Genomic DNA, 21608 nt, shown 5'->3' on the forward strand with positions numbered 1-21608 from the left:
CCATACACGCCATACTCGGGGAAAGACAAACCACACACCATAACGGGACGTCAAGACAAACGGAGAATGTCTAACCCGTCCAACTCCGGGGGAACACTTCATTACAAAAAACAAATGTTATGAAAAGAATAAATCTTTATACGGGAATATATGTCATTGCCATCATATCTGTATTATCAGCACTCTCATGCAAATCCGGAAAAAACAAACCGGAGCCGGTCAGGACAGATTTTGAACTCGGAATGGCAAAAGAAGACTCGCTTGAAGTGGAAAGGCTCATCGACGAGTTTTTCCAATACGCGATTGACAAGAACTATACCGAAGCTGCCGGAATGCTGTATAAAAACGACAGTTCTGACATCAGGAAGGAACCACAGCCGCTGAACAACAAGGAGATGGCGAGCATACGCAACATGCTTGAGGTCATACCAATAGAGGGCTATAGAATCGAATATATGAAATTCAGCGAAAGCTATGAAAACGAAGTGCTTTGCCATGTAATAATAAGAAAGGGCAACGGACGAGACATCCCTGAGATGACCACAAAAATGTTCTTCAAGCCCATAAGCTATCTCGGAGGATGGTGTCTGGGCATAATGAATTCCGAATGGGGCGACAGAGAGCTGGTGGAACCCGACAAACGTGATTCTCTTGAAAAGGCTTATACACCCCGATACAACAAAGAACAAAACGGAACACAACCATGACACATATAAACATCATAAAGGCCATACTGTGCGCATCAATAGCCACCACAGCCGCAAACGCACAGCAAAAAGAAAATGTGGCAACGAAAGAGTTTAATCCGCACGCCTATATCCAGATACAAGGCGGAGAGCAATATACACTTGCCGAAGCGAATTTCAACGACCTGATATCGCCAAACATCCAAGTGGCCGGAGGCTACCGGCTGAAACCATGGCTCGGCATACGGCTCTCGGTGGGAGCATGGCAAAGCAAAGGGGGATTCAACGGATATCGCAGGAACGGAATGCCTGGAAACGTGACATACAAGTATAACTATGTGGCACCGGCGGCAGACATCACACTGGACCTGAGCAACATCATATACGGATATAATCCAAACCGCACCTTAAGCGTATCGGCGTTTATCGGAGCAGGGGCAAACATAGGATTCTCAAACAACGAGGCGAACGACATAAACAGCCAGGGCTACAAAATGGCATATATATGGGACGGAACAAAAGTCAGGGCCACCGCCCGCGGAGGAATAGGCCTTGATTTCCGTGTTTCAGATGCGATATCGTTGGGCATGGAAGCAAATGCGAACATACTGAACGACCACTACAACTCAAAGAAAGCCGGAAACGCGGACTGGTATTTCAACCTGCTTGCCGGCATAAAGGTGAACATCGGCAAGACAACAAGGAAAACCGCACCTACACCGCCACCGACAATAGTCACGGAACAAAACGAACCGGAAGTAAAGGAGGAAAGGCCCATACAGGAAACACCGGCACCGGTTGAGGAAACAAAAAAGGAAACGGAAATGCACCGAGACATCTTCTTCAAGATAAACTCATCGGAAATAAACGGCGAGGGCGAGAAGAAAATCGCCGAACTTGCGGAATTCCTGAAAGAAAACAAAGACGCGACGTTATATGTAACAGGATATGCTGACGCAAAGACAGGAAACGACGCCATAAACAACCGCCTGTCGCGACAGCGTGCCGAAGCGGTAAAGAATGTTCTTACCGGCAAGCATAAGATAGAAGGCAACAGAATCAAGAGCAGACACGAAGGCTCAAGAATCCAGCCGTTTGCCGAGAACGACATGAACCGTGTGTCGATATGTATAACAAGGCGATAGGAGAACAAACCTTTTTCATACCAGATATAATAAATTACACATACTTTTATACCGCGTAAGATTCACTTACGCTTATTCAGGATAACAAGTAACATATAGAGTACATTAGAACCGTGGGGATGGCGTCGTGAGACGGTATCTCCTTTTTATTTTCCGACAATTTCCATACTTAGAAGAAAAAACATACATTTACACAATAAAACAATATATTTTAATGTACTAAATTTAAATAAAAATGAAAACAATAACACTGAGAATCAATTTAAACGAGTTAGCGGTAAAAGGAAACGAGCTGATAATAAAGGTAGACAATACGGACAATGAACCGACGAAGACTTATGTAAGCGACCGTGTCACCATGTTCGTTTTCATGGAAAACATAATAAACGATTTAAACAGACAAAACAGACAAAGGACTATGGAAACATACAGATGTACCCTAAACAGTTTTAAAAGATACAGAAACAACAAGGACATACCATTATCCGACATTGACAGCAAGCTGATGGAGAGCTATCAGGACTCGCTGAAAAGCAACGGTATTGCCATGAACACCATCTCTTTCTACATGAGGATTCTAAGGGCTGTATACAACAAGGCGGTAAGACAAGAACTCGTGGCTGACATGAAACCGTTCAGAGAAGTGTACACAAGCATTGCAAAAACCGTAAAAAGGGCCATCAGCATCGACAACGTGAGACGGTTGAAGAACTACAAGCCGGAGAACAAGGATGAGGCATTTGCCATAGACATGTTCTTCTTCAGCTTTTATACAAGGGGAATGTCGATGGTGGACATGGCATCATTGAAAAAGACTGACCTGACGGACAACGTCCTTACATATACAAGAAAGAAAACAGGCCAGAGAATGTATATAAGATGGAACGGCCATATACAGGACATCATCGACCGTAATCCCTCCCCTACAGACAAATATCTTCTGCCGATAATCGTAAGACTTAACGGAAAGGAAAGAAACCAGTTCAGATACCGGCAAGGATGCATAAACAATACCCTGAAAAGAATATCCGAAAAACTAAATATGACACAGAGCCTCACAATGTATGTCGCCCGCCATTCATGGGCAAGCATCGCACGGAATATGAATATCCCACTAAGCGTAATAAGCCGTGGAATGGGGCATGATTCGGAAACAACGACAAAAATATATCTGAAAGAATTTGACTCTGACTCTATAAACAGAGCCAACATGCAGATAATAAACGCTTTAGAGATAAAGGACGACTGAATATGAAAAAATGTATCTCTGCCGGAGAGATACATTTCGACTGCAAATATAGAAAGAAAAACTAACCTATACAAATATTTTTCATACTTTCTTATATTTTTTTTGAAAACAACGCTGCTATTTGCCATTTACACATCAAGTATATAATAAAAACAGACCGCAAAGCCTCACACTACCTTAATAATATATGTTGGAGTACATCCTGCCTTTTCCCGTCATGGCAATGTTAGGACAAGCATACATCGCTCATTTAGCTTATCAAAAACATCCGTTCGTTGCATTCATGGGGCAGGATCATGCATACATAGATTCTACATTCCCTTCCCCTCTCTCCCCTTTGGGAAGCCGGAGGGGCTCCTATTTTACGGTCTTTTCATCGGCAGCATAGTTTATCCTGTAAGCTCCGACCTTACGCAACGCCTGCTTTACATCGGAGATTAATCCCATGGGGGTGTTCCTGTCCGCACGTATGCTCACTGTCATACGCTCAACATCTTCAGGTGACATGCGGCTACGCTCGGAAGCCACAACACCGGCAAGCCCCTGTATATCGGTATACCTGTCGTTAATCTGTATACGGAAAGTATCTGTCCTGTTTCCTGCAACAGGCTTACCTATATATATATGTATTACCGAAGATTTTGCCACAACCTGCTCCAGCCGTGTGCCTTGCGGCATTTCATATCTCACTTTCATTGTCGTTTCCTTCATGTGGGTGACAACCATGAAAAAGAAAAGCACTATAAAGATAAGGTCGGGAAGCGATGCCGTGTTAAGTTCCGGAACCTCATGTATCTTACGCCTGAACATACTCATCGAAAACCTCCCTGAGACACCGCCTCCGATATACGTATGGGATAACACGCAGCAATGGCCTCGCGCTGTTCCTTGGTGCACTTTTTGTACGGGCGCCTGAAACGGACATGCGCCTGCCTGTCACGCAAATCGGAATAGGCCAGCACAATGGCATTCTGCATATTGAAATAAGTATCATAGCTTGCATTGCGGTCTACCTGTATGGCAATCACATGATTTGCCGCGACGCTACAGCGGCCGAGCAAAGGTATGTTCATGACAGTCTTTTCAGGCATGGCCGGGCTATTATCCTTATTCTCCACGAAAAGCGCCACCTGTCTGCGCAGTGCGGATGTAGAAACAAGTTTCCCGTCACAGTAAAGACGGTTGTCGGAATCAACGGTTATGCTCATTATATTACGCTTCTTCACGTCCGCCGCACGCTCTATGTTTTCCTGCGGCATAGGCGGCAGCTTACGCAAAAGCCCCTTGTCGGTATCCATTGACGTTGTCACAAGAAAAAATGTGAGCAGCATAAATGAGATATCGGCCGTAGAGGTTGTGTTCAGCCCCGGAACACGTCTTGGCTTGCGCATCCTAAACATAAGCATCGTTTTCTTTACTGAAACATTCAGACAACAACATCCCGACAATCACCTGTCACGTTTAATCCTGCGGCTATGTCCGGACATACCGTATATCACTGCAGCAACGGCAACTGTAAGAAAAATCATTGACGTATAAATAAACATATCACTGAGCCTGAGCAAAAAAGCATCGGTAAACTCTGTTCCGTTTACCATAAGCGTATCCGAACTTCCCAAAACAAACGTTACAGGAAAAGACACACATAAAAGGGCTGCCACACCGCAGACAATCTTTCCAGAAGGCACCCCACCGGAAACCTTTGCGGAAGAGCGGTATAGACACACACTTCTGACAGCGGCACACACACTCACCGCTACGGCTATGAACACAAGAATATAGATAAACCAAAGAAGGACATCTGTAAGCATCGGAGCCACAAGCCCTGTATCGGCATCGTAAGAACCGTAGCCGATGAAGATGAAACTGCCGAAAACCAAAGCCGACAATACCGCCAATGCGACAAATATCACACGACTGACTGTTCCGGCAGGCATGGACCTGAGGTTTTCCACTTTACCAGACTTAATCATTGCGCGTAAGCTTATACTTTACAATAATATCAAGCAACGATATTGCAGATTCTTCCATCTGCGACGTGATATGCTCTATCTTCGAAAGAATATAATTATAGAATACCTGAAGAATGACAGCGACAATGATACCGAAGATGGTGGTGATAAGGGCAAACTTCATGCCCGAGGCCACAATAGTGACGCTTATGTCGCCGGCAATACGAATCTGGTCGAAAGCCATCACCATGCCGATTACCGTACCGAGGAATCCCAAAGACGGCGCTATAGATATGAAAAGGGTTATCCATGAGCATCCTTTCTCAAGGTTGGACGACTGGACCGAACCGTATGAGACAACCGAACGCTCGATATTGTCTATTGTCTCGTTTATGCGCGACAGACCCTGATAGCATATCGACGCAACCGGACCGCGGGTGTCACGGCAAAGGTCCTTCGCACCCTCAATATCTCCTTCAGACACTTTCTCCCCGATATCGGCCATAAGTCTCTTGGCGTCAATCTCTGACAGCGACAGATAGATGATGCGCTCTATGCAAAACGCCAGCCCAAGGACAAGAGCCAACGCCACCAGCGACATGAATCCCGCACTGCCTTCGATAAACTTTGTCTTCAGCTGCTTATGTAATCCGACACCCTCCTCTGACATCAAAGCGGAACCGTCAGCCGCATCAAGGACCGCATCATCAAAAACACCTGCCGTATCAGCGGGAGTCACCGCTGCCACAGAGTCTTTAAAAATTACCGATGATGAATCATTTGCGGGTTTATCCTGTGCATCAGCCAACTGACTGAATGCAAAAAAACCAATGATAATTGCGAACAATGCAATTTGTCTTTTCATTTCCGCTGACAAATTAAATACTTATTTCTGCGGAAAGAGGGGGATTCGAACCCCCGATACGCTTTTGACGTATACACGCTTTCCAGGCGTGCCTCTTCAACCACTCGAGCATCTTTCCTTGGGATTTGCCGTGCAAAATTATTGCTTTTAATCTTAAAAACAATAATGAAGCAAATAAAATTACATATCTTTAACAATCTCCGAATATACTCCTAACACAATCATTCGTGGCCTCAGCGACTGTCTCAGGAGGCACACCGTAACTCGCGGCAACCTTCTCAAGAACATACTTCACAAATGAACTTTCGTTACGCCGGCCACGAACCGGCACTGGAGCCATATAGGGAGAATCGGTCTCAAGAACGATACGGTTGAGAGGTACGGCATTGGAAAGCACTTCAGGCAAATGTGATTTCTTGAATGTAACCACACCGCCTATGCCGAGAGCAAAGCCTTCAAACCTCAGCAGTTCCTCCGCCTCTTTCTCATTGCCTGTAAAGCAATGGAACACTCCTCCGCAAAGATCTTTACCGTAACGTTTCAAGACACTGACCATCTCGTGCTGAGCCTTACGGCAATGTATCATCAACGGTTTACGGTACTCAACCGCCCACCTCACCTGCTCATCAAAGGCCTCTATCTGCTCGTTCTCAAACTCACGGCTCCAATAATAGTCAAGACCCACTTCGCCGACTGCAATGAAACGCGGACTTATCATCTGTCTCATACGCGCAAGCACTTCCCTATAATCAGACTTCACTTCCTCAGGATGCAACCCGATCATAGGGAACGCGAAATCAGGATAAGCATCGCATACGCTTATCACACTTTTCACGGAAGCAAGGTCTATCGCGGGAATAAACACCCTGTCGACACCGGCGGCACGAGCCCGCATAACCACATCATGACGGTCGGCATCAAACTCTGTACCGTCAAGATGCGCATGTGTATCTATAAAGTTCATGGCCATCAGTTTTTCCTGTGCATCATATCATTTATAAACTGACGGAGAGGCTCCTTGCGCGCATCGTCAACAGACACTTTGGCAAGATAGGCATTGGCCTCATCGAAACAGGCGTTTATCTTCTGCTCGCAAAGCTCGCGTATGCCTATCTCATTGTATATCGCCGTAACGGCACCGACCTTCTCGTCGCGGTCGAAAGTGTCAGCCGTAATCCATCTGACGAGCTCCGCACGCTTGCTCTCGTCAGCCCTCAGACAGGCATTGATAAGCATATATGTCTTCTTATTGCATACAATGTCACCGCCTATCTCCTTTCCGAATACAGACGGGTCGCCATATACATCGAGCAGATCATCCTGAAGCTGGAACGCGAGGCCGAGCTTTTCACCGAATTTATACAGGTTGTCGGCATCCGCGGAGGAAGCGTCGGCAAGAATGGCTCCTATCTTCAAGGCACATGCAAGCAGAACACTTGTCTTCAGACGTATCATCTCGATATACTCGTCTTCGGTGACATCGGTACGCGTCTCAAAGTCCATGTCGTACTGCTGCCCCTCTCCGATTTCCAAAGCAGTCTCCGTGAAAAGACCGAGAACAGGCTCCAGCTTATCCGGATCACACTGGGCCATGCGCTGATATGCCACCACAAGCATTGTGTCTCCGGAAAGGATCGCCGTGTTGGCGTCCCATTTACGGTGTACCGTAGGCTTGCCACGCCTCATATCGGCATTATCCATCAGATCATCGTGCAACAGCGTATAATTATGATATGTCTCCAATGCCACGGCAGGCATCAGAATACGTTCCGCATCGTCCTTATACAGATTATACGCCAGCAACATCAGCACCGGACGTATACGTTTGCCGCCCATTGACAGAACATACTTTATCGGATTATAAAGACTTTCAGGTTTACGGTCGTATGGCAATGACGAGATAAAATCGTTTACCATATTCTGGATTTCTTTCAATACAAGCATATCTTTGTTTTGTTATCGATGATTGTGATATTATTAAATAATCATGTTTTACATTCTAAATACAATCGGTATACATACCTTAGTGCGGCACGGCTTGTCATTCTGTACACCGGGTGTCCACTCCGGCATCATACGCAACACCCTCAGAACCTCACGGTCGCAATCCGGACTAAGAGATCTGGCAATCTTTATGTCAGACACCTTGCCGTCTTCATTTATTATAAAGGTTGCAAGAACCGTTCCCTGAAGCTTATCCTCACGTGCCTGACGAGGATAACGGAGACGCCCGGTAAGCCATTTCATAAATCCGGCAGTGCCTCCGGGGAATTGGGGAATATCCTCTACCACACGAAAGTCAAGAGGAGCGCTCTCAACAACGGGTGAAAGCGTCTCAGCCATATTGTCATCTGAAGCAAGCGTATGGTCATCCATATCATCGGACCCTGACACTGCCTCTGACGTCTCTATCTCATAATTATCGGATGCGACGGCATCGTTTTCCACAATATTTATCTTTTCCGGTTCGCTTGTCTTTTCCTCTACCGGAATCTCCGCCATATCTTCCTGCATCATGACAGGCATGAATTCCATATCCTGGGCAATGTCATCAAGAAAACTGTCCGTAAAAGAATCCGAAGAACCATTTTCCGTCCATTCCAACGCCACAAAGACAATGGACAACGCCACTATCAGCCCCAGAAGAAACCTTTGGATTCTCCCGCGTTCCAAATCAGCGGCCTTTGTCTTTTTAATCTCCATCATCGTCAAGCAGTGTTTCCAATACACCGGAACACAACAATATTTCATAATGTTATGCGTTATATATTAAGCACCGGTGAAAATTGATGCTACAAAATTAACGCTCTTATTTGAAAAAAAAGTAACTTTGCCGACAAATTATTCTGAAAACAATGAAAAAAGTTGTCTTTGCTATATGTTCTGCAGCCACCGCCTTTGCATGCCAGGCACAGGAAAGCCTCACGGACTATAACTTCCTTAGGCTGCCTGTAAGTGCCCATGTGGCCGCGCTCGGTGGCGACAACATAACGATAATAGAGGATGACCCGTCACTTATTTTCCACAATCCGGCACTCATAAGCTGTGTGTCGGACAGGTCTATAAATCTGAATTTCATGACATATATGGAAGGTACAAAGACCGCAGGAGCATCCTTTGTAAAAGCATTGAACCAACGTGCCACATGGGGAGTGTCGGCAAAATACATGGACTATGGCACAATGAAAGAGGTAAACGAGGATAATGTGGAAACAGGAACGTTCTCCGCAAAAGACATTATGATTGGAGGCACTTTCGCCTATACGCTTACCGACAAGATTGCGGGAGGAGTGACAACGAAAATCATTTATTCCTCTATCGCCGGATACAGCTCGATAGCCATGGGCATAGACCTCGGACTAAACTATTATGACGAGGAAAACGATATCTCGGTGTCTGCCGTGGCACGAAATCTCGGAGGGCAGGTGAAGGCTTTCAATGATGATTTTGAACGCATCCCCCTGGACCTACAGTTAGGAGTAAGCAAAAAGCTTGGAAACGCACCGCTAAGACTTTCCGGAACGATGACAGGACTAAATGACTGGCACGGAAGGTTTGCCAACCATTTTGTAATCGGAGCGGACATTCTTCTGTCAAGCAGTATTTATGTGTCCGGCGGATACAACTTCCGGCGTGTGGATGAAATGAAAATAAGCGATACCGAGAATGAGAGCAGCCACGGAGCCGGCCTGTCTTTCGGAGGAGGAATACAATTGGAACGATTCAAACTTCAGGTCGGATACGCAAAGTATCATGTATCGGCATCATCACTGATAATAAACGCAACTTATACACTATGAAGAAAATCGTAATAGCCATAGACGGCCACTCGTCTTGCGGGAAAAGCACAATGGCAAAAGATCTTGCCAAAGAAGTAGGATACATATATGTGGACACAGGGGCAATGTATCGCAGCGTGACACTGTTTGCCTTGCGCAACAACATGTTTGACAATCACGGAAACATCATGGCAGACCTGTTGGAAAGCCGCATGCAGGAAATCAACATATCATTCATATTGGACAAAGAGACAGGACGTCCCGAGACATATCTCAACGGCAAGAACGTCGAACATGAGATACGGAAAATGGAAGTATCTGGCCGAGTAAGCCAGGTAGCGGCACTCGGATTTGTGCGCAAAGCACTCGTAGAACAGCAACAACGGATGGGAAAAGACAAAGGCATCGTAATGGACGGAAGGGATATCGGTACTACTGTATTTCCTGATGCCGAACTGAAAATATTCGTCACTGCATCAGCCGATGTACGAGCACAACGGCGTTATGAAGAACTGAAAGCCAAAGGAGATGACGCTGACTATAATGAGATCTTAGAAAACGTAAGACAACGTGACTATATTGATTCCCACCGCGAGGTATCGCCATTAAGAAAAGCAGACGATGCAATCGAACTGGACAACAGTAACATGACAATAGCCGAACAAAGAAAATGGCTGATGGACAGGTTTAAAGAACGTACGGAATAAAATGAAGAGAGTGTGTAAAAACTAAAATAACCTCTCTAATAAGTTCAAATTGTAACCACAGGACCTAAAAGAGTCGTATCAAGCTCTGTTTTGAGTAATGATACGACTCTTCTTTTTGCCTTTAAGGATGTTCAAGTTTCAAATCAAAAGCTTATCTAAGCTGAAATTGTGTTTTGACGCGACCTCCTTTTTATGCACAAATAAGGTGCATCGTTCATTACGACACACCTTATTCATTTTATTTTCACCCTATCATCAACAATGCGTCACGACACTTTTCCATAAGCCATTTTGGAGTGCTTGTGGCACCACATATACCAACAGTATGAATACCGTCAAGCCAGGCCGGCTCTATCTCTTCCGGACCCTCTATAAGACGGCTGTTAGGATTAACCCTCAAACATTCATTAAAGAGCACCTTTCCATTGCTGCTCTTCCTGCCGCAAACGAAAAGTATCAGGTCATGGCGCACGGCAAAGCGGCTTATATTCGGCATTCTATTGGCAACCTGCCTGCAAATAGTGTCAAAACTATGAAACTCCGCATTGGAAGATATATGCCTTTGTATATAATCTATAATACTGTGAAACTCATCCAACGACTTTGTTGTCTGAGAATAAAGGTATATATCACGGTTGAAATCCAGACGCTTCACGTCATCAATATTTTCTATTACAATAGCCTTGCTTTCCGTCTGTCCCACAAGCCCGAGGACTTCAGCATGCCCGCTCTTTCCGAATATTACAATCTGAGCATCCGGATTAGTATCATACTGCCGTTTTATGCGTTTCTGAAGCTGTAGTACAACAGGACACGTAGCATCTATAATCTCAATATTGTTACGTCTGGCAAGCTCGTATGTCTCTGGGGGTTCGCCATGCGCACGCAGAAGCACCTTCACATCATGAAGCTGTCTCAACCCCTCGTGATTTATTGTTATCAGTCCAAGACGACGCAACCGCTCACACTCCATACCATTGTGTACGATATCGCCAAGGCAATACAGGGTTTTACCTTCTGCCAGCTCCTCCTCCGCCTTCTTTATAGCAGTGGTTACACCAAAACAGAAACCGCTACCGTTATCAATCTCTATCTGCAACACCTACACCGTATATCTTTTTATAAAACTCAAACAACTCACCGGCCGCGGCAAATGAAGTCTTCTCACCTGCAAGAACCATACGCTCCGCCTCATTCATCATCGACTGTATCTTCGGATTATGATAGAAATGGTCACGCAACTGTTCATTGATACTCTCATACATCCAATACTTACTTTGCTCGTTCCGTCTGTACCTGAAGTACCCGTTAGCTTTCACAAAATCAAAGTATTCATATACCATATCCCATATCTCCTTTATACCGAGGCCGTAGAAACCGCTATAACAAAGCACTTTCGGAGTCCATCCGCTCTCAGGCTGCGGGAAGAAGTGAAGGGCGTTGCGGAAACTGGTGGCAGCAAGATGACACTTGTCAACATTATTCCCGTCACACTTGTTTATCACAATACCGTCGCTTATCTCCATTATGCCACGCTTTATTCCCTGAAGCTCATCACCTGTACCGGCCAACTGGATTAACAGAAAGAAATCGACCATTGAGTGACATGCCGTCTCACTCTGCCCCACTCCAACCGTCTCGACAAACACTTTATCGAATCCGGCCGCCTCACATAATATTATAGTCTCTCTCGTCTTACGCGCAACACCGCCAAGCGAACCAGCCGAAGGACTGGGACGTATAAACGATTTAGGATGTTGAGCCAGCTTTTCCATACGTGTCTTGTCACCAAGTATACTTCCCTTTGTGCGTTCCGAACTCGGGTCTATGGCCAGCACAGCCAACTTTCCTCCGTATGTGTTCAGCACATGAATTCCGAATTCATCTATAGAGGTTGACTTTCCTGCTCCCGGCACTCCGCTTATTCCTATCCTCACGGAGTTACCGCTATATGGAAGACATTTCTCGATTACTTCCTGTGCTTTTGCATAATGCTCAGGATTAACACTTTCCACGAGCGTGACGGCCTGACTGAGTACAGTCACATTTCCTTTTACAATACCCTCCACCATCTCACTGACAGGCAGTTCACGGCGTCTGCGACGCTGTTGCTTCAGGTAAGGATTCACTATTGCCGGCTGTTCAACTCCATCGTTCACCGTCAGTCCCTTATATTCCTTACTGTTTTCCGGATGTTCCATAACTACATTTTTATGTGACGTCTACTTTGCATTAATATTAATCACCACCTTAGGACGGTCAGGATCATTGGTTATCATCAGCACACGCGGTTTCGACCGCACTTTCTTCAAACCGTCACGATATACCGTTATTTTCAGGAACGTACTCTGTCCGGGCTGCAACTCACGTTTGCCAAGTGTCACTTTCATTCCACCGGTAAACATCTGCAAAGAGCCTATCTTTAAAGCCGTACGTCCTTTATTTGTTATTTCTATCGTACCTGACTTCTTTGACTTTCCATCAAAATCAATATCAAGAGTCTCGGCAGACATTATCATCTGCGGCATATATTGCTTCTGTGCTTCTCCTATTCCGTCAAATCCAGGCAACAACACAGCCGACACTGATATTTCATTATCCTGACTTACACGGTCACCAGGCTTATTGCCGAGATATACGGAAGTCTGTGTGAGTCCATATTCACTCAATTTATGTGTGTCAAGAGTTATACGAATCTTTCCTGTACGGCCAGGACGCAAATTCTGAGGCTCCACAGATGCCTTGAGATATGGAGGAAGATGCATAAGGTTCGGTTGAAGCATGGTCGTTCCGCTGTTCACTATGTGTATATCCTGATGTGGCGTGTCTCCCTTGTTTACATCGTCAAATTCAATATCGTTCTTGTCTATACTCAAATTTCCGATGACAAAAGGATAAGAACCGGAATAGTCTGTCACTTCCTCCACCACCACACCTTTCATATTAAGGAACAGCGGCTCCTTCGAACCGTTACTGACAATCCTCACACTCTTATCAAAATGGCCGAGCTGCCGCGCATCATACGTAAGTTTTACAATAAAGTTCTCACCTCCCGCAATCTCTCCTTTCGGATATTCTACGGCAGTACATCCGCATCCCGGCCTCACATCCGTCAACACAAGTTTACGCGTGCCCTTGTTACGCAGCCTGAACTCTGCCGTCACAGGCATGTCATATCCTACATTGCCACAGTCTGCCGTAGCTTTCTCTACCACAATCTTTTGGGCAGACACAGGCAGCACAAGTGCTGCAAAGACAAAAGGAAATATTATCTTTTTCTTGTCATTCATATCATTTGCTTATTTCTATTCTTTCCGACTTCACCGTTGCACGATATTCCGGAGCGTATGCACAGCTTACCGTGCATGTTCCTGTCTCATAACTTCCGGCTCTGTCTATATAGTATTCTGTTTCTATAACATGACGCCCTTTGGAAAGTTTGTCAAAGTAATAACATGTTGCATTATCCTTGGCCGAGCAATAAGCCCCGTTGCGGTATCCGCTCAACTGATTCACCGGCTCCATACATGCGGCACGGCGGAATACAACCTGTACAAAATCATAATCACGCTTAGCATCTACGGTTATACGCACATTCACACGGTCTCCGACCTTCAACCTATTCTTTCCTCCGATTATCTCCCAGCGCACATTCATACCGGAACCGGATTTTTCAACCCCTGACGTTTTTTGCAGATACTGTGCATATACAGCTCCCCATGATGTTCCGGCAGATTTTTTCTCAGCAGTAAACACACTGCCCATATCCTTTGAAGCATAACCGTCAACAACCGCCTTTACATATCCTATGCCAGCTGTTGACTCCGATATCTTAAGGGGTTTTCCGTCAACGGCCAATACTGTCTGTTCCTGAGGTCTGAACACTTCCTTGTTATCCGCCATAAAAGCATACACGGCATTCACCGTACTCACCGGAGTATTCCAGTCCTGCGTACGCTTCTGCTGCAACAGCCATATCAGCATCTGTTGTACAGTCATCCGGTCATCAGGTGTGATCATACTTATCGCCTCCATAGCGGCAACCTGAGTAGGTATCTTATAGTCATACCATGAATAATACGCCTTACGGGTATCATAATATCTGCCCATGTCTTCCTGATATACAGTATACTCCTTCAGGCTTTTCACATAGTCTCGGCTAAGGTTTTTACTACCTTCCTTATCAAGAATTATCGCAGTAAGGGCCTTCTCATAAATGGTCTGGTTTTTTATTTCCTTTTTCAACAATCCTATAAGATAGCTGCATGCTGACTTGACGTTCGCATTTTGATAACGTTCGTCAAGAGCATTCATATAAAGATATCGAAGAACAGTTTCTCCAGGAAATACCTGATGCTGTCCTTTCCGCTCATAGGCTTTCATTTCGGCAACTTCCTTAACGATCCATGCATCCATATATCTGAATGCATCATCAAGCATTGCCTTGGTATTCTGCTGTTTTCCGGTCATTACATTCAGACGCACAAGCATTTCTGCCACCCCGACAGTCATATTCATGCTTCCCTGCATTCCCGGCCACCAACTCCACGAGCCGTCCGCATTCTGAAGTTTCTTAAGTTTTGTAACGGCAGACAGCGTCCTGTCACGCATCGCAGTATCATCAAAGAAATCCGCAAGCACCCGACGCTGCTCGCCCTCCTTATCGGCATCTGCCAACCAAGGTGTTTCGTTCAGCACAACATCTTTAAGGCTACTGTTCTTTTCAAGCTGGCTCATCAAAGGATTGGAGTCAGGATTTCCTTCTGTCAACGCTGCTGCCTGTTCACGCTTCCATTGCTCAAATATTGTCTTTACAGACGGCATCCTGTCTATGAGCCATTTGCCTATTCCGTTTGAATACAATGAAGCACACAAGTCAATGGCATTGTCCTCACGCGGCTGTCCCAATACAGGAAGGGCCTGAACGACAAGCCATGCAGGATTATTGGTATATTCCACCGTAAGCTTCATATTCTCCGAGTCTTTCGGGAACAGACGCGCGACGTCAACCTCTTCAATACCTGGCTCTGTCTGGGTAAACGGAACTGTGACCGTTATTCTTTCCTTATCAGGAAGCACAGGCAGATAATGCTGCTCACCGTCACTAAATCCACTTCCAGTCACAGACATACGGCATATAAGCAGCGGAGCCGTATCATCAGGGATATAAGAAAACTCAACACTTGAGGCCTCTCCTGCCTCCACGTAAACATTATCCGTATACGTCAATACGGTTTTCATGCTTACCGGATCGATAAGTTCCATACAGGCGGTGCCGCTTATGGCCGTCAAACCGGTATTAAAGACTTTTGCCATAATTTTCACATCGTCTCCAACCCTTACGAAACGCGGCATGTTAGGCTGTATCATCACATCTTTACGTGCCACGGCTTCTGCATCAATTAATCCCGAGAACATATCCGCCGTATGGCCCAACCAGATAAACCTCCACGAAGTGAGACTTTCCGGCAGTGTGAATTTGATGGCCACACATCCTTCTTCATCTGTTGTAAGCGAAGGATAGAAGAATGCTGTCTCGGAAAGATTCTCACGCAACTGCACATATCCGCCATTCCCCTCTTCCGTTCCAGTTCCCATATCTTCCGTAACCGCCTCATCGGCCGCACTGTCAAAAGCTACAGACGCCTCCATCTTCGCCTCCTTCATTTGCGAAGAAGCAGACAGCATAACCCCTCTTGCAGCAGCAAACTTTTTCTGTTTCGCATAATAAACCCCATTCACGGATCCATTGAGCAAGTAATGAGTATTTGAAATATACATGTTATCAAAATGTGAAAAATCAAGAGAGTTCACCTTCAGCATGTTTATTCTCTGGACACGCATATCCGACAATCCGCGAAGGCTCATTGAAGTCCACGCCGTATACGGAAGAGTATTCCACATAACAGGAGCGAAATTCCAAGAATGGCCGGCTATCTGATCTAATGACTTGTCATACATTGTTGCCATCACGCTTGCCGTCACCGGCTTGCCGTCATTACGCGTTATCCTAAGCTTCCACTCCTCTTCCTGTCCCGGTTTCAGACGGTCGCGAAACGTGATCCACTGCATTTTCAGTTTCTTTTCCGGCATGGCACGCCTTATAGTAGCCTTATGGCTGTAACAGACACCGTCTTTCACCCATGCATAATTGAGAAGTATTCCGTCTCCATAAATATCCTTATATGTGAACTTCCTGTTCTGAAGTTCATTATTGAGATTAAAAGCCCCGCTCTCAATCACATTCTTTCCCGATATTATACTGTAGACCACATGCACGTCGGCATCCGACGAGCCGGCCTGTAGCGTAACAGCCCCTCCGTCTTGCGGAAATTCCTGAGATGACAGATAAAACCAGTCGTGTGTCTGTTCACACGGACTTACGTCATCGATTCCGAACACTGTAAAATCCATTTCCAGCGTATCGGCATCGCACACCGCATAAAGATGATGCCTTCCTGGTGTCAGACGTCTGTCGAGAGCAAAAGGCACAGTTGTCTTAGCATTATGCCAGTCATCCGGATTATCTATATAGAAACATACATCGGCCGTAACGTCCACACCGGCTGCATTACGCTGATGGAAAGTCAGGGATTTAAGACTGTCGGCACGCACTTTAGTCGGAAGGTCAGACGTGAACACTGTAGCATGCGTCCCAAGCGGCACGCTCAGGATTCCGTTATGAGTTTCTCCGCCTATATCCGTCACATCTGCCTCTACCGCAAAATTATAGAACATACGGGCATTCTTGACTTCCGACGGAATCATTAAAGGAATCTCAACTGCAAAAGAACCGTCATCGGCCGTCGATGCCTCACTTTGGAAAACCACCTCACTTTGACGGCCGAAATGCCCGGGACTCACTTTTGCGTATCCATAGTAAGATACCCACCATAATGCGGCACGGCGCACGACCTTATATTTCACCTTTGCTCCCTGCACGGGCAAACCGGAATAAGTGGTTGCCTTTCCACGCACCGTGAGTGTATCACCTGCGGAATATTTCTCGTTCACCTCAGGAAAATCCACTTTAAATGTCGGACGCTTGTATTCTTCCACTTTCACATAAGCGGCTCCCTGTCCTATCTCAACCACAAAGTTTCCGTTCAGACTGCCTTGAGGTATGACAAAATCTGCGGAACAAGTACCGTAACTGTCTGTAAAAAGCTTTTTCTCCACAACAATCTCATGATTGGCATCACGCAAACGGGCAACTACCTCTTTGCCTGCCACTGCGTTATTCTCTGTCTTGCCTGTATTACGATACACTATCGCGGCAGCACGTATGGTCTGTCCCGGACGGTAGATTCGCCTGTCTGTAAACACGCTTGCATATTCTCCGTCACGGTCACGGTCATAATAGCTGAACGAACTCCATACCCCCTCCACAGGGCAGGCCTTGTCTTTGTCGGTATATGCGTATATAAGATCCGGCTGACGGTCTGAATACTTATATATCACCTCTCCCTCTGCGTTACACGTAAGCGTTGTAGAGACGACATCGGTCCCATAACGTTTTTCCGTAAACAGGCACAGCTTTGCTCCGGCAATAGGCTGGCCGGTGGTCGAGCTCACCACAACATGGCGTTGTCTGTTGTCCGGCAGCGGTTGTGTCATACGGAAAACATCCGTCACATAATAAAGCTGACGAGACACCTCTGAAGAAGGTGACGAGACAAATTCTATCATATACACTCCTACCGGCAGTCCTCCGAGAATTACAGAGTCTTCAAATACATGATAATCGGGATTACCCACAAAAGTCTTTGTAACACACATTTCAGGCAACAGGACAGCTCCCTGACGCACTTCCTTGAGATTATTCCTGTTATAAACACTGCCACGGTAACTGCCGTCAAGCCTTGTCCTGTAAACATTCATTGTCAGCGTATTCAGATTACGCAGGTTTACCAGCCGCACCATTTGTTTCTTGCCCGGGGCTATTGTCCTGCGTTCAAGCTCATAACCGAACTGCGGTGCCGTAAGCTCACGTTCGGCATTGCGCAACTCGTTGACACGCCCCCATGCCCCCCAACGTGAAAGGGCATAATGGATATATTCTATTCTGTCTTCTGCCGTTACCCCACTGCACGATGTCATATAGCGGTAACGCTCCACAGCTACCTCACCGGCCTCATCCAGATCTCCGAAAACACTCAGCAACGAATCCAGTCTGTTGATATATACCGACTTTCTGATATCCTCGCCTCCTGCCGGCGTTTCCTTTTTCAGATAAAACAACGCACATACACACAGCGCACGCCTATTGCCTGTCTTTGCATAATAATCCATAAGCGTTTTATAGTCTTCCAGTTCAAACCCTATAACGCTCAGCATATCGTCATTGAATATACGGCTGTCCGTTCCTTTTACCACAAAAGGCTCAAACACGGAAGTCCTGGCTGCAGCCAATCTTGCTGGCTCGGCCATTGCCCTGACACGATACTCCTCCGCACGCATACGGCTCACATCCGACGATGTCTTTCCGTCAGGTATGTCTGCATCCGCCACAAGCCGGCTCTGCTGTCCGGCCTTTGCATCGTCTGTATATATTCTCCACATTACCGTTGAATACACAGCACGCAACACAGGATCTTTCGCAGCAACTTCCTTAGAGGCGATGCGCTCCACCGCGGGCTTCAAGGAATCAGGCGAAATGGCGGCCAATGTTGAAGTCATCTCCATTCCGGCCTTAAGTAGCTGACCGTATTCTTTCTCCTTTACAGCCTTACGTTCTATTTTCCCCAACACTTCCATACGTGTGGCCGGCAAGTCTTTCTCTGTCGCGTTGTCCGCCTGTTTCCACAGCACAGAGTACGTCTGCGCACAAACTGTCGCGGGCAACAATATTGCCGCGAGTATAATAGACATAAAAACTTTACGCATATTCAATGGTATCCTTATTTAAATTTCACATAAGGCATTTCACGAAAACCGTATGTCATACGTGAAATGCCCTTTAATCCCTAATTGCAAAAATAACGATTTTTCATCTACTGTACAAACGTAGCGGAATGTTTTTGCATGATTTAACCCAAACGGCATCTTGAAAACATTCTTGTATGCTACTGAATATCTTCATATTCATGTTCCGCGTCAAAACATGGGCATTCTTTCATACGGTCAAAATCATGATGTCCCATTATTCTTGCTGTTGGATATTCTCCCTTCAACCTTAGCAGCAACTTACGTAGCGATTCTTTCTGTGCTTCCATGCGGGTGTCGGCAGGCCTCCCGTCGGCATCAAGGCCTCCCTCATAGCATATCCCGACGGAATGACTGTTATGATTGCGGCAGTGTGCTCCGGCCATTTCCAACGGCCGGCCACGTTCTATGCTTCCGTCGCGACGCACCACATAATGATAGCCGATCATATCCCACCCTCTTTCACGATGCCAGCGATCGATGTCTTTTGCCGTACTTCGCTGTGACGGGCGCACCGCTGAGCAGTGAATTATAATAAACAAGATCATTCTCATAACCATCATATCTTCTTATTGCCGTTGACCGATTTCGCATACCTGTAATCCATTCCCGCAAGGGCGCCGCTGAATGTAAGCAACTCTCCGAATGCCGCCAGCACCGTAGGGTCGATATATCCTACCGGTGGCAACAACATGGCAAGCATTACAAGAACCACTCCCGCCACGGCAAGAACACATGCCGCAATGAAATGAGTGACTGTTCCGTGATATTTTCCTATCTCCATAATTGTAACCGTTTTTTATAATGTTTTATTATTTCCCGTTGAATGAAAACGCCGGTTTTACTTAACTGCAAACCGGCGTTTCCCATATTATTACGGCTCTGTCTGTTCGCCGTCTCCTTCATTATCCGCTGTCTGCAGCCTGTCGTCTATCTGGGCTATGTCACGCAGCGATGCCATGCCTCGCATGCTGACAGAGTCGAGCGCATAGCTGCGCTTCAGGTTAGGACAGAAACGCAGGTATAATTTCTTCACATTTTCCGCGGTCAGTTTGTCCTCCGTCTCACTTCCTGTCGACTTCGCACTGAGATAGAAGGTACCGAGATCTCCGAGTCTTACCTTCTTTGAGTCAAGCACAAGCTCCACCAGACAGTCACATGCTGTCATCAGCACTCCCATGATTGTTGCACGGTCGAATGGCGAGCCATGATTTCTGATATGTTTAACAAACTCTTCGGTAGACAGGGTTTCCGTGTATGCGATACGTGCATACCATTTGCCACATGCACTTGATTTCTCATTTTTGTTCTGATACTTCTTTGTTATTAACTTTGCCATAATGTTTTGTTTTTTAAATTGTTATTAATTAATTTAATGTCCTATCTGCTGCTTCCGGCAGCGTTGCTTGCAAGCGGCCGCTCATTGCTGAATGGCTGATGCAAAGATACGGTGGATAAATCACTGAAAGAATTTATTTCATGCAGAACGGCAAAAGATTATTCAAGGTAAACAACCGGTAAACTGAAATAAAGATACAAGGAAAAGTTTTTCATTATTTCCTTTGCCACTCAAGCTTTTTTTCTTACCTTTGAAGCATATAATAAAAACCGGACAGAGGTCGAGTTTAAGGAAAATGATTTAGATTATACTTTCATTCACTATACAATAACTTAAAACCAATAGATTATGAAGAAAACAATCATTACTCTTATCATGAGTTGTGCCGTATCCGTATCATACGCACAACTGAAAGTATTCCAAAACGGAAACGTACTGCTGAACTCAGACTGCGACACCGCAAAGTCCGCACTGTCAATTGCCTGCGAAGGGGAAAAGAACTATACAATCAGGTCGCGGACGGACATGAACGGTATAAACTGCGTTGTCGACGGTAACAGCCTCAACTGGGGATTCGGAGGAGACTTCCTTACTTTCTGCGACAATACTAACTTCAGCGTCGGAGTGAAGGGAGAGATACGCTCACAGGGATTCCTGGAAAGAACATGCGGACGCGCATTCGGAGTCATCGGCTCAGCAGGATTCGCAACATCGGGATGGAACTACGGTGTGTTCGGACGACTGGACGGGACTACAAGCGGGGCGGCCGTATACGGAACGACCGACAAGACAGAAAACGGAATAGGGCTAAAAAAGAGATACGCCGGATACTTCAACGGAGAAGTCGGAATTAGCGGAAACCTGAAAGTAAACGGAAGCATCGACGGAGTGCTTATAGGTATGGCCGTTGAGCAGGAAGGGGAAACAAGGATGAACGCAAGGGCAGGAAACGAAACCGCAA

19 protein-coding genes, 1 tRNA gene and 1 pseudogene are annotated in these 21608 nt (G+C 46.0%); 6 read left to right on the plus strand and 15 right to left on the minus strand.

Annotated features, from left to right (window positions below):
• The first annotated feature begins 119 nt into the window (after positions 1–119).
• The 3 genes from HPS56_RS12670 (at position 120) to HPS56_RS12680 (ending at position 3080) form a co-directional block, all read left to right on the plus strand.
• Entirely contained in the window at positions 120–707 is a 588-nt protein-coding gene (locus tag HPS56_RS12670) for a hypothetical protein (protein WP_172277345.1), read from the plus strand.
• Positions 704–1831, plus strand: coding sequence for an OmpA family protein (locus tag HPS56_RS12675; protein WP_172277348.1), 1128 nt, complete (start codon positions 704–706; stop codon positions 1829–1831). Before HPS56_RS12670 ends, HPS56_RS12675 begins: the two co-directional genes overlap by 4 nt.
• 235 nt (positions 1832–2066) lie before the next feature.
• A complete protein-coding gene (locus HPS56_RS12680; protein ID WP_172277351.1) occupies positions 2067–3080 on the plus strand; it encodes a tyrosine-type recombinase/integrase in 1014 nt (337 codons plus the stop codon).
• Positions 3081–3437: 357 nt separating this feature from the next.
• Here the strand turns inward: HPS56_RS12680 and HPS56_RS12685 are convergent, their stop codons facing one another.
• The 8 genes from HPS56_RS12685 to HPS56_RS12720 all read right to left on the minus strand — a co-directional run bounded on the left by HPS56_RS12685 (position 3438) and on the right by HPS56_RS12720 (position 8603).
• Positions 3438–3896, minus strand: a complete 459-nt coding sequence (locus tag HPS56_RS12685) for an ExbD/TolR family protein (RefSeq protein ID WP_172277354.1) — start codon at positions 3894–3896, stop codon at positions 3438–3440.
• Positions 3893–4471 (minus strand): ExbD/TolR family protein, encoded by a 579-nt coding sequence (locus HPS56_RS12690; RefSeq protein ID WP_172277357.1) that lies wholly within the window; start codon positions 4469–4471, stop codon positions 3893–3895. Before HPS56_RS12690 ends, HPS56_RS12685 begins: the two co-directional genes overlap by 4 nt.
• Before the next feature lie 57 nt (positions 4472–4528).
• Positions 4529–5053 carry a hypothetical protein gene (locus HPS56_RS12695; RefSeq protein ID WP_172277360.1) on the minus strand — a complete coding sequence of 175 codons (525 nt, stop codon included), beginning with the start codon at positions 5051–5053 and terminating at the stop codon, positions 4529–4531.
• Positions 5046–5897: a MotA/TolQ/ExbB proton channel family protein gene (locus HPS56_RS12700; RefSeq protein WP_172277362.1), complete on the minus strand. Its 852-nt coding sequence runs from the start codon at positions 5895–5897 to the stop codon at positions 5046–5048. The genes HPS56_RS12695 and HPS56_RS12700 overlap by 8 nt, the downstream gene beginning before the upstream one ends.
• Positions 5898–5927: 30 nt before the next feature.
• Positions 5928–6015, minus strand: a tRNA-Ser gene (locus HPS56_RS12705).
• A gap of 72 nt (positions 6016–6087) precedes the next feature.
• A complete protein-coding gene (locus HPS56_RS12710) occupies positions 6088–6867 on the minus strand; it encodes a TatD family hydrolase (protein ID WP_172277365.1) in 780 nt (259 codons plus the stop codon).
• Positions 6867–7841 (minus strand): polyprenyl synthetase family protein, encoded by a 975-nt coding sequence (locus tag HPS56_RS12715; RefSeq protein ID WP_172277368.1) that lies wholly within the window; start codon positions 7839–7841, stop codon positions 6867–6869. The genes HPS56_RS12710 and HPS56_RS12715 overlap by 1 nt, the downstream gene beginning before the upstream one ends.
• Positions 7842–7889: 48 nt before the next feature.
• Entirely contained in the window at positions 7890–8603 is a 714-nt protein-coding gene (locus HPS56_RS12720; protein WP_172277371.1) for an energy transducer TonB, read from the minus strand.
• A 149-nt stretch (positions 8604–8752) separates the two neighbouring features.
• Between HPS56_RS12720 and porQ the strand changes: the two genes are divergently transcribed.
• Together porQ and cmk are read left to right on the plus strand one after the other, a co-directional pair.
• Complete coding sequence (gene porQ, locus HPS56_RS12725) at positions 8753–9697, plus strand: type IX secretion system protein PorQ (RefSeq protein ID WP_172277374.1); 945 nt, start codon at positions 8753–8755, stop codon at positions 9695–9697.
• Entirely contained in the window at positions 9694–10383 is a 690-nt protein-coding gene (gene cmk / locus HPS56_RS12730; RefSeq protein WP_172277377.1) for a (d)CMP kinase, read from the plus strand. The genes porQ and cmk overlap by 4 nt, the downstream gene beginning before the upstream one ends.
• A 244-nt stretch (positions 10384–10627) precedes the next feature.
• Here cmk and HPS56_RS12735 read toward each other — a convergent pair whose 3' ends face one another.
• From HPS56_RS12735 to HPS56_RS12765, 7 genes are all read right to left on the minus strand, one after another.
• Entirely contained in the window at positions 10628–11485 is an 858-nt protein-coding gene (locus HPS56_RS12735) for a 4-hydroxy-3-methylbut-2-enyl diphosphate reductase (protein ID WP_172277380.1), read from the minus strand.
• Positions 11466–12584, minus strand: coding sequence for a methylmalonyl Co-A mutase-associated GTPase MeaB (gene meaB, locus HPS56_RS12740; protein ID WP_172277383.1), 1119 nt, complete (start codon positions 12582–12584; stop codon positions 11466–11468). The genes HPS56_RS12735 and meaB overlap by 20 nt, the downstream gene beginning before the upstream one ends.
• A gap of 21 nt (positions 12585–12605) precedes the next feature.
• Positions 12606–13673 (minus strand): DUF1573 domain-containing protein, encoded by a 1068-nt coding sequence (locus HPS56_RS12745; protein WP_172277386.1) that lies wholly within the window; start codon positions 13671–13673, stop codon positions 12606–12608.
• 1 nt (position 13674) lies between these two features.
• Positions 13675–19269, minus strand: coding sequence for an alpha-2-macroglobulin family protein (locus HPS56_RS12750; RefSeq protein WP_172277389.1), 5595 nt, complete (start codon positions 19267–19269; stop codon positions 13675–13677).
• A 179-nt stretch (positions 19270–19448) separates the two neighbouring features.
• Positions 19449–19862: an N-acetylmuramoyl-L-alanine amidase gene (locus tag HPS56_RS12755; protein ID WP_172277392.1), complete on the minus strand. Its 414-nt coding sequence runs from the start codon at positions 19860–19862 to the stop codon at positions 19449–19451.
• Positions 19863–19867: 5 nt separating this feature from the next.
• On the minus strand, positions 19868–20092 hold the full coding sequence (locus HPS56_RS12760) for a hypothetical protein (protein ID WP_172277395.1): 225 nt from the start codon (positions 20090–20092) through the stop codon (positions 19868–19870).
• Between the two features lie 90 nt (positions 20093–20182).
• Positions 20183–20647, minus strand: a complete 465-nt coding sequence (locus HPS56_RS12765) for an HU family DNA-binding protein (protein ID WP_172277398.1) — start codon at positions 20645–20647, stop codon at positions 20183–20185.
• A 348-nt stretch (positions 20648–20995) separates the two neighbouring features.
• Between HPS56_RS12765 and HPS56_RS12770 the strand changes: the two are divergent.
• Positions 20996–21608 (plus strand): annotated as a pseudogene (locus tag HPS56_RS12770) (hypothetical protein); the annotation flags it as partial.

Origin of the sequence: Xylanibacter muris (genome assembly GCF_013166605.1) — a bacterium.
GTDB lineage: Bacteria > Bacteroidota > Bacteroidia > Bacteroidales > Bacteroidaceae > Prevotella > Prevotella muris.

What these genes read in the sequence shown, in the direction of transcription:
- HPS56_RS12765 (WP_172277398.1), bottom strand. Translation starts at nt 20,647, where the DNA reads ATGGCAAAGTTAATAACAAAGAAGTATCAGAACAAAAATGAGAAATCA.
- HPS56_RS12745 (WP_172277386.1), bottom strand. Translation starts at nt 13,673, where the DNA reads ATGAATGACAAGAAAAAGATAATATTTCCTTTTGTCTTTGCAGCACTT.
- HPS56_RS12670 (WP_172277345.1), top strand. Translation starts at nt 120, where the DNA reads ATGAAAAGAATAAATCTTTATACGGGAATATATGTCATTGCCATCATA.
- HPS56_RS12690 (WP_172277357.1), bottom strand. Translation starts at nt 4,471, where the DNA reads ATGCGCAAGCCAAGACGTGTTCCGGGGCTGAACACAACCTCTACGGCC.
- HPS56_RS12695 (WP_172277360.1), bottom strand. Translation starts at nt 5,053, where the DNA reads ATGATTAAGTCTGGTAAAGTGGAAAACCTCAGGTCCATGCCTGCCGGA.
- meaB (WP_172277383.1), bottom strand. Translation starts at nt 12,584, where the DNA reads ATGGAACATCCGGAAAACAGTAAGGAATATAAGGGACTGACGGTGAAC.
- HPS56_RS12700 (WP_172277362.1), bottom strand. Translation starts at nt 5,897, where the DNA reads ATGAAAAGACAAATTGCATTGTTCGCAATTATCATTGGTTTTTTTGCA.
- HPS56_RS12675 (WP_172277348.1), top strand. Translation starts at nt 704, where the DNA reads ATGACACATATAAACATCATAAAGGCCATACTGTGCGCATCAATAGCC.
- cmk (WP_172277377.1), top strand. Translation starts at nt 9,694, where the DNA reads ATGAAGAAAATCGTAATAGCCATAGACGGCCACTCGTCTTGCGGGAAA.
- HPS56_RS12715 (WP_172277368.1), bottom strand. Translation starts at nt 7,841, where the DNA reads ATGCTTGTATTGAAAGAAATCCAGAATATGGTAAACGATTTTATCTCG.
- HPS56_RS12680 (WP_172277351.1), top strand. Translation starts at nt 2,067, where the DNA reads ATGAAAACAATAACACTGAGAATCAATTTAAACGAGTTAGCGGTAAAA.
- HPS56_RS12750 (WP_172277389.1), bottom strand. Translation starts at nt 19,269, where the DNA reads ATGCGTAAAGTTTTTATGTCTATTATACTCGCGGCAATATTGTTGCCC.
- HPS56_RS12755 (WP_172277392.1), bottom strand. Translation starts at nt 19,862, where the DNA reads ATGAGAATGATCTTGTTTATTATAATTCACTGCTCAGCGGTGCGCCCG.
- HPS56_RS12760 (WP_172277395.1), bottom strand. Translation starts at nt 20,092, where the DNA reads ATGGAGATAGGAAAATATCACGGAACAGTCACTCATTTCATTGCGGCA.
- HPS56_RS12685 (WP_172277354.1), bottom strand. Translation starts at nt 3,896, where the DNA reads ATGAGTATGTTCAGGCGTAAGATACATGAGGTTCCGGAACTTAACACG.
- HPS56_RS12710 (WP_172277365.1), bottom strand. Translation starts at nt 6,867, where the DNA reads ATGGCCATGAACTTTATAGATACACATGCGCATCTTGACGGTACAGAG.
- porQ (WP_172277374.1), top strand. Translation starts at nt 8,753, where the DNA reads ATGAAAAAAGTTGTCTTTGCTATATGTTCTGCAGCCACCGCCTTTGCA.
- HPS56_RS12720 (WP_172277371.1), bottom strand. Translation starts at nt 8,603, where the DNA reads ATGATGGAGATTAAAAAGACAAAGGCCGCTGATTTGGAACGCGGGAGA.